Below are 13000 nucleotides of genomic sequence, written 5' to 3'. Positions count from 1 at the left end.
TGCGGCACCGGCGGACCCCGAGCGTGTGACTCCGAAATCTCCCTATTGGAGCACGCAGATTCCCTTGTAATGACGCCCGAGTCTCGGTAGCATGCCCGCGAGTTCCCCGCGAGCGCAACGACGCGGGCTGGTGTTGGGGGTTTGCGGTCGCCCGTGGGGCGGGACGGAGAGCCATGCAATTCGCACGCGCACTGGTCGGCGCCCTGGTGGGCGGCATCATCGGGGCCACCATCTGGGGGGTCATCGCCTACCACACGGGCTACGAGATCGGCTGGATCGCCTGGGGCGTGGGCGTGCTGTGCGGCATCGGGGCCGTCGCGGGCTCGGGCGGCCGCACGGGGGATGGCACGGGCATCCTGGCGGCGGTCGTCGCGCTGGCGGCCATCGCCGGCGGCAAGCTGGCGGCCTGGGAGGTGAGCTACAGCGACGCCGAGCAGATGTTCGAAACCACCGAGTTCGACGACGATATCCTCATGTCGCTGATCGCCGACGACGTGGCGCAGCAGTACATGGAAGAAGGCATCGAGATCGACTGGCCCGTGGGCATGACCTACGAGGATGCCTGGCTGGAGGAGGACTATCCCGCCGACCTCTGGGACGACGCGATGGCCCGATGGGAGTCGTCCTCGCCCGCGGACCAGCAGATCATCCGCGAGGCCTACCGCAACAAGTTCGAGGAGGACCGCGAGGCCGTTCGTGCGGCCATGCGGGAGATCTTCACCGAGACCCGCAACGAGAACTTCCTGTCGGGCTTCGATGCGCTGTGGATCTTGTTCGCGGTGATGTCGGCGTTCGGCATCGGCCGTGGTGGCGTCGGCGGCGGCGACTAAAGAAAGCCAAGCAGCCCGGCGGGGTCCGCCACGATCGGCGCACCGATGCCGCGGCAGTGCCGTTCGCACGCAGCCCGGTGTGCGGCGGCTACCCCGGCCGCTTCTCGATCGACGACGTGAGCACCTCGGGCCGACCCTCGCGGATCACGATGTCGTCCTCGATGCGGATGCCCTGGATCTCGGTGCGCAGGGCGTCGATCGTGCTCCAGTTGACGGCGTCGGCGAAGCGCTGCCGCGTGGCGTCCGGATCGATCAGCTGCGGAATGAAGTAGAGCCCGGGCTCGACCGTAAACCCATGGCCGGCGGCCAGCGGCATGTCGACACGAACGCGGACCTCGCCGGGGCCGGGACGGGGCGCACGCCCGGGCTGGCGGCCACCCGCGCCCCGGACGCCAAGCCCGATCATGTGGCCCACGCCGTGCGGGAAGAACAGCGCCGCGATGCCCCGCTCGACGAGTTCAGCGGGGTCGCCCTTCAGGGCGCCCAGTCCGGCCAGCCCCTCGAGCACTCTCTCGCTCGCGTGGCGGTGCACGTCGTGCCACTCGACTCCAGGCACGCACATCGCGATGGCGCTCTCCTCGGCGTCGCAGACGATGTTGATCAGGTCCCGCTGTACGCTGGTCGGCTCGCCGACGGGCCACGTGCGCGTGACGTCCGCGGCGTAGCGCCGCACCTGGGCGCCGGCGTCGATGAGCACGCACTCGCCGCGGTGCACCACGCGCTCGCTCGGGAAGAAGTGCAGCACGGCCGCGTTGGCGCCGCAGCCGACGATGGTGTCGTAGGCGGTCGCATCGCCACCACCGCGAAAGAACTCGGCCTCGAGTTCGATCTGGATCGCCCGCTCCGTAACGCCATCGGCCGTTCCGCTGGTGATGTGCTCGCGCGCCCAGGCGTGGCCGTGGGCCGTCGCTTCGGCCGCGCGCTGCATGAGGTCGATCTCGCGATCATCGAGCACGCGGCGGGCATGCAGGAACGCGTCATCCAGCGCCGCGGCCAGCGGCCCGTCGACCCCGTGCGACACGTTGATGCCCGCGGGCGGGTTGCCTAGCGCCGCGATCGCCCGCCCGCGACCGGCGCCGACGCGAGGCGCGAGCCAGGCCGCGAATTCGGCTAGCGGGCGACCCTCCCATTCGACGTCACCCTCCCAGGTCCGGCGAGCATCGGTGACCTCTGGCGCGAAGGCGTGCCACGGGTTCTCGGCTTCGGCCTCCTCGAGATCGATCGCCAGCACGCCGCCCGGGCACTCCTGTTCGGCCAGGTAGTAGTAGTGGGAGTGCGCGATGTACGGGTAGGTGCGATCGTGCGCCCCGGCGACCGGGATCATCTCGCCCGCGCCGACGAGCACGATCGGCAGCGGTGCGCCATCGCCCGCGAGTTCGCGAGACTTTTTGGCGAGCGCGGCGGCGATGCGGCGGCGGCGAGCGGGCAGGTAGTCGGCTGGCATCGCCGACTCTAGCGGCCGTGCCGTCGTGCAGCCGATCGATTGAGCGAGCGGGTGATCGCCCCGTAATTGTGCGCACCGGCCGAGAGCAGATCGCACCGCCACGCGGCCGCGCACTCGGGGCAGACGCAGCGCTCGTCGTCCTCGGGCAGCAGGCCGGACATGTCGTACTCGCACGCCGCGCAGCGGCCCGCCAGCAGCCGCAGCCGCGCGCGCCACGAGCGGGTGCGGGCCGACGCGATCCACAGGTACATCGCCGGCAGCCCGACGCCGGTCAGCAGCAGCACGAGCATCGCCCCGCCGACGGCGAGCACGATGTCGAGCGATTCGCCGGGCATCGGCCCGCCGCGGACGATCCGCAGCCCGCTCCACCCCGTGCGGACGGTCGCCCACGCGAGCCCCGCCGCCAGCAGCAGCATCGCCAGGAACACCCACCGCCCCGGCATGGCGAGGAACGCCCGCCCGTGCCACGGCAGCACGAGGCGCGGCGGCCGGAGCGGGCGATCGCGGCCGCGGTCGTCGGTGATGGTGGGGGCGTCCGATCGCACGGACGAGCGTAGCGAGTCCGACGCCACGTCCGGCCTGCTGGCGTAGGCGTGCATTGGCGTCCGCGATGGTCGATATGGAGTTGCCCGTGCCGGGACCTTCGCTGCGATCGCTGGCCACCGTGCTCGCTTGCTGGCGACTTACTCGTTGGCGGCTTCGGCGGCGACTCGCCCGACCCAGATGCCGCCCTCTCCCTCCGCTCGCCACGCGCTCAGCTGGTGGTTGCGGAGCAGCTCGAGGATCGCCAGAAACAAGCCGATGGCCTCCAGGCGGTTGCGGCCGGTGAAGACGTCGACCAGCGCCAGCGCTGGGCGGCCGCCGGCGGCCTCGACGCGCTGCAGCCGATCGAGGACGTCGGCCTGGTGCAGTTCGATGGGTGTGTCGTCGTCGACGATGGCGTGGTCGCCCAGACGATCGAACTGGATGGCCTCGGCGATGTGCTCGAAGGCGGCGACGATGTCGGCCAGGCTCAGGTCCTCGAGGTCGACGGGCGCGTCGTCGTCGTCGGTCTCGATGTCGGGCCGAGCCGCGGGCGCGACGCGGACCCGCGCCTGCCAGTCGGCCAGCCGGGATTCGAGGGCGTCGGCGCGCTCGCGGGTCCGCTTGTACTCGAGCAGCTGCTTGACGAGCTCGGCCCGTGGATCGTCCTCGACGCGCTCGGCCTCGTCGCGATCGGCCCGGTCCTCATCGGTCATGTTCTCGGCGGCGATGACGCGGCTCTTGATCTGCACGAGCGTGGCGGCCATCACCAGGAACTCGCCGGCGGCCTCGATGTCCACGCGGCTCAGATCGCCCACCGCGGCGACGTACTGGTCGGCGATGTCGGCGATCGGGATGTCGTGGATGTCCACCTCGCGCACGCGCACCAGATGCAGCAGCAGATCCATGGGCCCCTGGAAGGCCTCGACGGTGATGGCGGGGCCGGTGGGCTCCATCGGGCAGGTTAGGTGCGGATAGGTGCGGTTGGCGGCCGCCGGTCTACCCTTTTGCGTGGCTTCGATGACCAACCAGCAGCGACGCGAGGCTCCCGCGCCGGCCGAGGTTTCGGCGCTCGATCTCGCGCGGCGAGTACTCCGTGAGGAAGCCGCCGCCGTCGCCGGGCTGGCTGAGCTGCCCGAGGGCTTCGAGCGTGCGGTCGGCATCCTCGACGAGTGCGCGCGGGCCGACGGCACCGTGCTCGTGACGGGCCTGGGCAAGAGCGGCCTGGTGGGCGCCAAGATCAGTGCGACGATGGCCTCGCTCGGCATCCCGAGCCACGCCGTCCACCCAACCGAGGCGGCCCACGGCGACCTCGGGCGGTTCCGCCCGCAAGACGCCGTCATCGCGCTGTCGTTCTCGGGGCGGACCGAGGAGGTCGTGGGACTCTGCGCGATCCTCCGGCAGGACGGCCTGCCGATCGTGTCCATCACCGGCGCGCCGCCGCTAAACAGCCAGCAACCCAACCCGCTGGCACGGCTGTCGACGGTGCCGCTCTACCTGGGCATCGAGCGCGAGGCCGCGCAGCCGCGGTTCAGCGCACCGACATCCTCGACCACCGCGACCATGGCACTCGGCGATGCCCTCGCGATCGCGGCAGCGCACCGCAGAGGCTTCGGGGATGCCGAGTTCGCCAAGCGGCACCCCGGTGGTTCGCTGGGTGGCGCGCTGCGGCCGGTGCTCGACGTGGCCCGCTGCCACGTGGGCCAGAACCTGCCGCTGGCGACCGAGAGCACCACGGTGCTCGACGCGCAGGTGCGGGCCGAATCGCCCGGCGGGCGTCGTCCCGGGGCCATCCTCGTCGTCGACGGCGACGGCCGGCTCGCGGGCATCTTCACCGACGGCGACCTGCGAAGGCTGGTGCTGGATGATGCCGCCCAGCTCGGCCGGCCCATCGGCGAGGTCATGACCAGGCGGCCGCGGACCGTGTCGGCCGACGCCCGGGCCCGCGAGGCCGTCTCGCTGGTGCTCGAGCACCGACAGGACGAGATCCCGGTGGTCGACGCCGACGGCCGCCCCGTCGCGCTGCTGGACGTGCAGGACCTCGTCGCCCTGCGGCTCGTCGACGCCCGCGGCTAGAGCAGATTCGATCCAGATGTAGCGTGTGCGGCCGTCTAGGCCCGCCGGATTCACTCCGGCGAGGCCGTATGAGAGCGAGTGTGCGGCCGGAAGGCCGCTACGGAGCGCTCGAAGATGCTCCAGGGCCCGCCCAGGTGGACGCCCCTCCGCCGGCGGGTCTACTATCCTGTTCGTGTTTGATGCGGGCCGTCGCGCCCGCGCGAGTTTGTCCGCGATAGCTTGAACAGGACGGGTGCATGGCAATCGAAGCGGATGCGAAGCAGCAGGTCATCGGCGACTATCGCCGGCACGACGGCGACACCGGCTCTCCCGAGGTCCAGATCGCGATCCTGACCTCGCGGATCAAGGAGCTGAGCGCCCACCTGCGGGAGCACCGCCACGATTTCCACAGCCGCCGCGGCCTGATTCTGATGGTCGGCAAGCGGAATCGCTTGCTGCGGTACCTGTCGCGGACCGATCATGAGGCATATCGGAACCTGATCCAGAGGCTCGGGCTCCGCAAGTAGGCGTCCGCGACGGACGCCTGGACGCATAGCTGTGGGGCGGTCCCGCCGCACCGGGCGGCGGGGTGAGGCGCCCCACGAGACATCCGGGAGGCGATTCGCGGCAATCGGGCCGCGGGGCTCCCGCCCATCCGCGAGGGATCGCCGGTCGAGGGAGCAGTCGGCGGAACGCAGCGGCATGCGTGTAGCAACGCTGGTGCCTTCCGCCCTCTGCCCCTTCCTCCATCGACCCTACGGCAACCTCGCACCGGCGACGCCCGAGCGGCCGCCGGCTTCTTGCTGTAGGTCCTGCAACGGCGTTCGCCCGGCACGCAGGATCTGAGGAAAGGTACTGCCATGGCAGATGTTCTGATTTCCGAGCAGGTCAAGATCGAGCGCGAGATCGCCGGTCGCACGCTCTCGCTCGAGACCGGTGTCGTCGCGAGGCTCGCCTCGGCGGCGGTGATCGCCCGCTACGAGGGCAGCGCAGTGCTGGCCACCGTCGTCCGGGCCGACCCCCGCGAGGGGCTCGATTTCTTCCCCCTCACCGTGGACTACCGCGAAAAGCTGACCGCCGCGGGCAAGTTCCCCGGCGGCTTCCGCAAGCGTGAGGGCCCGCCGAACGAGAAAGAGATCCTCACGATGCGGATGATCGATCGCCCGATCCGTCCGCTGTTCCCCGATGGCTTCGTCGACGAGATCCAGATCCAGTGCTGGGTCATGAGCCACGACGGCGAGAACGACACCGACGTGCTGGCCTCGGTCGCCGCGTCGGCGGCGTTGGCCATCAGCGACGCCCCCTTCGAGGGCCCGATCGCCACCGTTCGCGTCGGCCGCGTGCACACCGAGGACGGCCCGGTCTTCGTCGCCAACCCGACCCAGAGCCAGATGGACTTCTCCGACCTGGACATGGTCCTCAGCGGGCACTGCGACGGCATCAACATGATCGAGGTCGGCGCCGCCGAGGTGCCCGAGGACGACGTCCTCGACGCCATGGAGCTGGGCGAGGAGACCATCGGCGAGATCCTCTCCCTCATCGACGACCTCGTGGCCGAGGTCGGCCAGGAGAAGCGCGACGGCACGCTGCTGCTGCCCGATGACGATGTCACCGCGATCGTCGAGAAGGCGGCCAAGGCCAAGATGCTCAAGGCGCGGCAGATCCCCGGCAAGCACGACCGCGGCGACGCCATCCGCGCCCTCCGCGACGAGGTGCTCGAGAAGCACTTCGCCATCGCCGAGGACGGCACACCAGGCGAACACATCACCTCGGTCAAGCGGCGGAGCATGGCCAAGGACGCCTTCCGAACGCTCGAGAAGAAGGCCGCCCGCCAGCTCCTGGTCGAGAAGGGCATCCGCGCCGACGGCCGCGGCCTCGACGACCTGCGACCGATCTACGGCGAGGTCGGCTACTTCGACCGCACGCACGGCTCGGCGCTCTTCCAGCGGGGCGAAACGCAGAGCCTCGTGTCCTGCACGCTGGGCACGGGCAAGGACGAGCAGATCGTCGACGGCCTGCTGCCCGAGTACAGCAAGAAATTCACGCTGCACTACAACTTCCCGCCCTTCTGCGTGGGCGAGGCGAGGCGGATCACCGGTCCCGGCCGCCGCGAGATCGGCCACGGCGCCCTCGCCGAGCGGAGCTTGCTTGGCATCCTGCCCGGCCCCGACGAGTTCCCCTACACCGTCCGGCTGGTGAGCGACATCACCGAGAGCAACGGCTCGTCCTCGATGGCGTCGATCTGCGGCGGCTGCCTGGCGCTCATGGACGCCGGCGTGCCCATCCGCAACGTGTGCGCGGGCATCTCGGTCGGCCGCGCCACCGACGAGAAGGGCGGCAGCGAGACCTACATCACCGACATCATCGGCGAGGAGGACTTCTTCGGCGACATGGACTTCAAGGTCGCCGGCACCCGCGAGGGCATCACCGGCATCCAGCTCGACCTCAAGGCCCGCGGCCTGAACCTCGACCAGATCGAGCAGATCTTCGAGCAGGCCCGCACCGCGCGGCTGCGGATCATCAACATCATGGAGCAAGTCCTGCCCGCGCCGCGCGAGGAGATCTCCCGCTTCGCGCCGCGGATCGAGCAGATCAAGATCAATCCCGAGAAGATCGGCAAGCTCATCGGCCCGGGCGGCAAGACCATCCGCGGCCTGCAGGACAAGTGGGGCGTGCAGATCGACGTCGAGGAGGACGGCACCGTCTCGGTGTCCTCGACCAACGCCGACAGCCTGGCCGCCGCCAAGCAGGAGATCGAGGCCCTGGCCGAGGAGATCAAGGTCGGCTCGGTCTACACCGGCAAGGTCGTCTCGGTCCGCGACTTCGGCGCCTTCATCGAGATCGCGCCCGGCACCGACGGCATGTGCCACATCTCCGAGCTCCAGGACGGCTACGTCGAGAAGGTGACCGATGTGGTCGAGGTCGGCGACGAGGTGACCGTGAAGGTCATCCTGGTGGACGACCAGGGCCGCATCAAGCTCAGCCGCAAGCAAGCGATCGCCGGCGATGGCGGCGGCTCCGATGAGGCCGACGACGACGGCCGTGGCCGGCGCCGCGGTCGTGGGCGCGATCGGGGCGAGCGTCGCGACGACGGCCGCTCGGAGCGCAGCTCGGATCGCGAAGGCGACCGGGGCGAGGATCGCGACGACGAGGACCGGTCGCGGTCGCGTCGCCGCCGCCGGGGCCGACGGCCCGCGTCCGTCGATTGATTTCAAGAAATCTAAGACGCTGACCCACCTCGGGTTACCTCACGCGGCGATGGCATGAAGGTTCTGCAAACCTTCGCCGTGTGGGGCATCCTGCGCTAGGACCCCGAACCCATCTCTGGTAGACTGGGTAAGACGGTGCTGGGCCGCGCGGTGAGTTTGGCCGCGGTGGGCCGGCGGGGGGCGCGGGCGACGCCCGCAGGACGAACGAAGGACGAACGTACATGTCCGAGCGGTCGGCGGATGCGCTGGTCGGCCACGAGGGTGAAGTGAAGTGGTTCGACGCCAAGAAGGGCTTCGGCTTCATCATCGGCCCCGACGAGCAGGACATATTCGTGCACTTCTCGGTCATCCAGGGCGGCGGCTACCGCGTGCTGCGTGACGGCGCGGTCGTGGACTACGACGCCGAGAGGACCGACAAGGGCTGGCGAGCGACGAGGGTCGAGCGACGGGAGAGCATCGAGGTGCCGCGGCACGCGCCGCGCACGCCCCGGCGGGCCACCTAGCCGGTTCGAGGCAGCCGGATCCGAACCAGCCGGATCCGAACCAGCCGGTACGCCGCAGGCGGACCAGCGCCGCCGATACCATCTCGGCGTGGCTTGGTTTGGCGTGTCGTGGCTCGATGGCATCGCCGGTTTCGGCGTAGGCGTGCTCTTCGCGACCGGCGTGGCGTGGTGGGGCGTGCGCCTGCTCACCGAGCGGGCCCGCAGCGCCGAGCGCCGCGCCCGCGCCGCCGAGCACATGGCCGACATCGGCTCGATGACCGGCGGCCTCGCCCATGAGATCAAGAACCCGCTGTCCACCATCGGCCTGAACGCCCAGTTGCTGGCCGAGGCCATCGAGGAACTGCCGGGCGACGAGCAGGAGCGGCAGCGACTCGTCCGGCGATCCGCGACGCTGCTCCGCGAGGTCGATCGGCTCCGCGATATCCTCGCCGATTTCCTCGAGTTCGCCGGCGAGCTGCGGATCTCGGCGGCGCCCACCGACCTCAACGTGCTGGTCGAGGAGCTCGCCGACTTCTTCCTGCCCCAGGCCGAGTCCGAGGGCGTGCGGCTGCGCGTCGAGCGATCGCCCGCGCCCGCGGTGGCCAGCGTCGACGCCGCGAGGCTCAAGCAGGCGGTGCTCAACCTCATGATCAACGCGCTGCAGTCCATGGCGGGCGCGGCCGCCGCAGACCGGCCCAAGGAGTTGATGCTCCGCGTGCGGCCCCGGCGGGACGACGTCCTCGAACTGCACGTCACCGACACGGGCCCGGGCATGCCGCCCGACACCGCCGAGCGGGTGTTCCGGCCTTATTTCACAACCAAGGCGGGCGGCACGGGCCTGGGGCTGCCCACCGCGCGTCGCATCGTCGAAGCCAGCGGCGGCACGCTCGGATTTACGAGCGAGCTCGATCGCGGCACGGACTTCGTGATCGCGCTGCCGCACGCCTCGAGCGAAGGCCTGCGTCCGGCAACCGCGGATTCCCGAATCCACTCATCGGAGACCCGAGGACGACCACGCGGAGGATGGATGCGATGACGCGGATGACGATCGTGCTTGTGGCAACGGCGGGCGTGGCGAGCGCCCAGGACGCGTCCTTCGATGGGCTCGGCTTCGACGGCCTCGGCGGCGGGCTGGTTGGCAGCCGAGCGAACGGCGTGAGCCCGGACGGCGAGGCCATCGTGGGTGGCGATGACACCCAGTTGGGCACCATCGCCGCGTACTGGTTCGAGGGCTTCCGCTTCCCCAACCTCCTCTTCGATCCCGCGGGAGACTTCGCCTTCGGCACCGCGGAGGCCGTGAGCAGCGACGGTGACGTGATCATCGGCCTGCATGGTTTCTTCCGCGACGGCGTCTTCCTGCAGGTTGCGATGGCGTGGGACAACCTCGGCCTTGGCGTTGAGCTCAAGCCGCTGCCCGATGCCCGGCCGCTGGGTCGGCTCCTGACGTTCCCGGGCGACATCAGCAACGACGGCTCGGTCGCCGTGGGCGTGTCCTCCGATCGGAGCGGGACGCGGCAGCCCGTGACCTGGAATCCGGCGACCGGCGCGGTCCGCCCCCTCGCGCTGCTGCCGGGACGGAGCGGCGGCCAGGCCAGCCGCATCTCCGCGGATGGCCGCATCATCGCCGGGTGCCAATTCGGCGCCGGCGGCACCGACATGCTGGTCTTCTGGACCGACGGCGTGCCGGAAGCAGTGGACGTCGGCCTACCCCCCGAGTTCGAGCGCTTCGAGATCCATAGCCTGTCGCCCGACGCCAGCGTCGTTGGTGGCTCGGTGACGCCGCGAGACTTCGACCCATTCTCCAACCCGATCCGCCCCGCGATCTGGCGGCGTGGCTCGGGGCTGGAGGTGCTCGGCACGCCGCCCGGCGCCCCGTTCCCGACCGGCAACGACATGGTGCAGGGCATCTCGGAGCGCGGACTCATCGCGGTCGGGACGACCTCGGTGTCGGCCGCCGGCTCGCCGTTCTCGGCGACGGTGTGGCTGCCCGATGGATCCGTGCGCACGGTGGCCGACTGGCTCATCGACGACTTCGGGCTTGTCGAGGTCGGCGACTGGCGGGGGCTGCTGGAGGCGACAGCGATCTCCGACGACGGCACGGTCATCGTCGGCTACGGCATCAATCCGCTGGGCATCAAGGAGGCCTGGCGGGCGGAGGTGCCGTCCTTCCTGTGCCGGGTGGATATGGACGGCGACGGCGAGGCCACGCTCTTCGACTTCCTGGCCTTCCAGAACCTGTTCGATGTCGAGGACCCGCGGGCCGACTTCGACGGCGACGGCCGCTACACCCTGTTCGACTTCCTGGCCTTCCAGACCGAGTTCGACGTCGGCTGCCCCTAGCGCCGCGGACCGAGGATCGGCTGGTCAGGCGGGTGGCGTGGCCGGGCCGATCCGCGTCCGCACATCCCAGAGCTCCGGGAAGAACAGGTGGTCGATCATCTCGCGGAGGAAGGGCACGCCCGAGCTGCCGCCCGTGCCGCGCTTCATGCCGATGATACGGTGCACGACGCGGAGGTGGCGGAAGCGCCACAGGCCGAACTGCTCGTCGATGTCCACGAGCTTCTCGGCCATCTCGTAGGCCTCCCAGTAGCGGTCGGGCTGCTCGTAAATCTGGCGCAGGGCAGCGATCACCCGGTCATCGGGCTCGTGGACCACCGCGAGGTCGCGCTCCAGCACGTCGGCCGGGATCGGCAGCCCGCGGCGGCCCAGGTAGCGGAGGAACACGTCATACAGGCTCGGCGCCCGCAGTGCCGTTTCGAGCCGTGCGTGCGCCTCGGCGTCGTGGCCGTGGACCTTGAGCATGCGGGCATCCTTGTTGCCCAGCAGAAACTCGACGAGCCGGTACTGGAAGGACTGGAACCCGCTGGCGGGGCCGAGCACGTCGCGGAATTGGACGTACTCGGTCGGCGTCAGCGTCGCCAGCACACTCCACTGGTTGAGCAACTGCGAGAGGATGTGCTTGACGCGGGCGAGGATCTTGAAGCACGGCGAGAGATCGTCCCGCTCGACCGCGGCGATGGCGGCCTCGAGCTCGTGCACCATCAGCTTGAACCACAGCTCGGTGGTCTGGTGCTGGATGATGAACAGCATCTCGTCGTGGTGCGGCGGATCCGACAGCGGCTGCTGCGCAGCAAGGATCTTGTCGAGGCGGAGGTAGCCGCCGTAGGTCAGTCGATCCGCGAGATCGGTCCGCAGCGAGTCCTCGAAGGCGCGCTCGGGCATCGCCTCAGCCGTTCCACGAGCGCAGATCGGGCCCGACGTAGTTCGCCCGCGGCCGGATCAGCCGATTGTTGGCGTGCTGCTCCATGATGTGCGCCGCCCAGCCGGTGATGCGCGAGGCCACGAAGATGGGCGTGTACTGCGGCACCGGGATGCCCAGCGCGAAGTACGTCATCCCGCAGGGGAAGTCGACGTTGGGATGGATGCTCTTCTCGGTAAGCATGATGTCCTGGACGATCTCACCCAGGTCGAACCAGCGAACGAACTCGGGGCCGCGTCGCTCGGCGGCGGCGCGGCCGAGGCGGTGCAGGATGGGCGCGCGGTGGTCGCCGTTCTTATAGACGCGATGGCCGAAGCCCATCAGCTTGCGCTTCTCGGCAAACGCTCGCTGCATCCAGCCCAGCACCGACGCGCGATCGAAGCCCTCGCCGAGGTCGCCCATGATCTCGCGGAGCATGTCCATGGCCGCCTCGTTGGCGCCGCCGTGCAGCGGCCCCTTCAGGGCGGCGATGGCGCCGGTGACGGCGCCGTGCATGTCGCTGAGCGTGGCGGCGATCACGCGGCTGGTGAAGGTTGAGGCGTTGTAGTCGTGCTCGGCGTAGAGCGTGAGCGAGACGTCGACGACCTTCTCGGCCTCGGCGTCGGGCCGCTCGCCGCTCATCAGGTAGAGCATGTTGGCGGCGTGCGACAGGTTGGCGTCGCCGCCGGTGTCGGGCGCGACTAGGTCGCGGCCGTCGATGGCGTTCTGCATGTGCCCGATGATGGTGGGGATCTTGGCCAGCAGCCGCTTGGCCTTGCGGAGGTTGGCCTCGGCGCTGTTGTCCTGGCTCTCCTTGTCCAGGTTGGCCAGGATGCTCACGGCCGTCCGCAGCAGGTCCATCGGCACGGCGCTGCCGGCCTCGACCATCGGCCGCACCGTCATCAGGTAGTCGATCACCGGGCTCGGCAGGGCCCGGTTGGCGACGAGCTCGTCCTTGAAGAAGCGCAGGTCCTCGTCGCCGGGCTTCTCGCCGACCAGCAGCAGGTAGGCCACCTCCTCGAAGGTGGCGTTGTCGGCCAGATCGTGGATCTCGTAGCCGCGGTAGATCAGCGCATCCTGCTCGACGTTGCAGATGCTGGTGTCGCCGGCGATGATGCCCTCGAGGCCGGCCTTCGGGGGTGCGGTGGTCGACATGGGCCATGCTCCGTCGGTAAATGTTCGGATGCGCGAATTCGACCAGACGCGGAACGCGGGCTGGC

The 13000-nt window shown here is 70.0% G+C and carries 11 protein-coding genes and 1 pseudogene; 7 read left to right on the top strand and 5 right to left on the bottom strand.

Going from position 1 to position 13000, the window contains the following annotated elements:
* Positions 1–173: 173 nt before the first annotated feature.
* Positions 174–830 carry a hypothetical protein gene (locus AAFX79_02455; GenBank protein MEO1007405.1) on the top strand — a complete coding sequence of 219 codons (657 nt, stop codon included), beginning with the start codon at positions 174–176 and terminating at the stop codon, positions 828–830.
* Positions 831–918: 88 nt separating this feature from the next.
* On the opposite strand, the gene AAFX79_02450 is transcribed toward AAFX79_02455, so the two are convergent.
* From AAFX79_02450 to AAFX79_02440, 3 genes are all read right to left on the bottom strand, one after another.
* Positions 919–2274, bottom strand: coding sequence for a M24 family metallopeptidase (locus tag AAFX79_02450; protein MEO1007404.1), 1356 nt, complete (start codon positions 2272–2274; stop codon positions 919–921).
* A gap of 8 nt (positions 2275–2282) precedes the next feature.
* On the bottom strand, positions 2283–2819 hold the full coding sequence (locus AAFX79_02445; protein ID MEO1007403.1) for a hypothetical protein: 537 nt from the start codon (positions 2817–2819) through the stop codon (positions 2283–2285).
* Between the two features lie 138 nt (positions 2820–2957).
* Complete coding sequence (locus AAFX79_02440; GenBank protein MEO1007402.1) at positions 2958–3752, bottom strand: segregation/condensation protein A; 795 nt, start codon at positions 3750–3752, stop codon at positions 2958–2960.
* 64 nt (positions 3753–3816) lie between these two features.
* Between AAFX79_02440 and AAFX79_02435 the strand changes: the two genes are divergently transcribed.
* From AAFX79_02435 to AAFX79_02410, 6 genes and pseudogenes are all read left to right on the top strand, one after another.
* The gene (locus tag AAFX79_02435; GenBank protein ID MEO1007401.1) at positions 3817–4872 is read left to right on the top strand and encodes a KpsF/GutQ family sugar-phosphate isomerase; all 1056 of its coding nucleotides are present in this window, start codon (positions 3817–3819) and stop codon (positions 4870–4872) included.
* A 236-nt stretch (positions 4873–5108) separates the two neighbouring features.
* On the top strand, positions 5109–5378 hold the full coding sequence (gene rpsO, locus AAFX79_02430; protein MEO1007400.1) for a 30S ribosomal protein S15: 270 nt from the start codon (positions 5109–5111) through the stop codon (positions 5376–5378).
* Positions 5379–5711: 333 nt separating this feature from the next.
* On the top strand, positions 5712–8060 hold the full coding sequence (gene pnp, locus AAFX79_02425) for a polyribonucleotide nucleotidyltransferase (protein ID MEO1007399.1): 2349 nt from the start codon (positions 5712–5714) through the stop codon (positions 8058–8060).
* A gap of 221 nt (positions 8061–8281) precedes the next feature.
* Positions 8282–8506 (top strand): annotated as a pseudogene (locus tag AAFX79_02420) (cold shock domain-containing protein).
* Between the two features lie 145 nt (positions 8507–8651).
* The gene (locus tag AAFX79_02415; protein ID MEO1007398.1) at positions 8652–9578 is read left to right on the top strand and encodes an ATP-binding protein; all 927 of its coding nucleotides are present in this window, start codon (positions 8652–8654) and stop codon (positions 9576–9578) included.
* Complete coding sequence (locus tag AAFX79_02410; protein ID MEO1007397.1) at positions 9575–10882, top strand: GC-type dockerin domain-anchored protein; 1308 nt, start codon at positions 9575–9577, stop codon at positions 10880–10882. The genes AAFX79_02415 and AAFX79_02410 overlap by 4 nt, the downstream gene beginning before the upstream one ends.
* 24 nt (positions 10883–10906) lie before the next feature.
* On the opposite strand, the gene kynA is transcribed toward AAFX79_02410, so the two are convergent.
* Both kynA and AAFX79_02400 read right to left on the bottom strand, forming a co-directional pair.
* Positions 10907–11764: a tryptophan 2,3-dioxygenase gene (gene kynA, locus AAFX79_02405; protein MEO1007396.1), complete on the bottom strand. Its 858-nt coding sequence runs from the start codon at positions 11762–11764 to the stop codon at positions 10907–10909.
* Positions 11765–11768: 4 nt separating this feature from the next.
* Positions 11769–12935, bottom strand: a complete 1167-nt coding sequence (locus AAFX79_02400) for a citrate/2-methylcitrate synthase (protein ID MEO1007395.1) — start codon at positions 12933–12935, stop codon at positions 11769–11771.
* Positions 12936–13000 lie beyond the last annotated feature (65 nt).

The sequence above is a fragment of the Planctomycetota bacterium genome, from assembly GCA_039819165.1.
Lineage (GTDB): Bacteria > Planctomycetota > Phycisphaerae > Phycisphaerales > UBA1924 > JAHCJI01.
This window is presented reverse-complemented; position numbering and strand designations above follow the sequence as displayed.

Coding starts and splice junctions, on each gene's coding strand:
- AAFX79_02410 (MEO1007397.1), top strand. CDS start 9,575: ATGACGCGGATGACGATCGTGCTTGTGGCAACGGCGGGCGTGGCGAGC.
- AAFX79_02435 (MEO1007401.1), top strand. CDS start 3,817: ATGACCAACCAGCAGCGACGCGAGGCTCCCGCGCCGGCCGAGGTTTCG.
- AAFX79_02455 (MEO1007405.1), top strand. CDS start 174: ATGCAATTCGCACGCGCACTGGTCGGCGCCCTGGTGGGCGGCATCATC.
- AAFX79_02450 (MEO1007404.1), bottom strand. CDS start 2,274: ATGCCAGCCGACTACCTGCCCGCTCGCCGCCGCCGCATCGCCGCCGCG.
- AAFX79_02440 (MEO1007402.1), bottom strand. CDS start 3,752: ATGGAGCCCACCGGCCCCGCCATCACCGTCGAGGCCTTCCAGGGGCCC.
- AAFX79_02400 (MEO1007395.1), bottom strand. CDS start 12,935: ATGTCGACCACCGCACCCCCGAAGGCCGGCCTCGAGGGCATCATCGCC.
- kynA (MEO1007396.1), bottom strand. CDS start 11,764: ATGCCCGAGCGCGCCTTCGAGGACTCGCTGCGGACCGATCTCGCGGAT.
- pnp (MEO1007399.1), top strand. CDS start 5,712: ATGGCAGATGTTCTGATTTCCGAGCAGGTCAAGATCGAGCGCGAGATC.
- rpsO (MEO1007400.1), top strand. CDS start 5,109: ATGGCAATCGAAGCGGATGCGAAGCAGCAGGTCATCGGCGACTATCGC.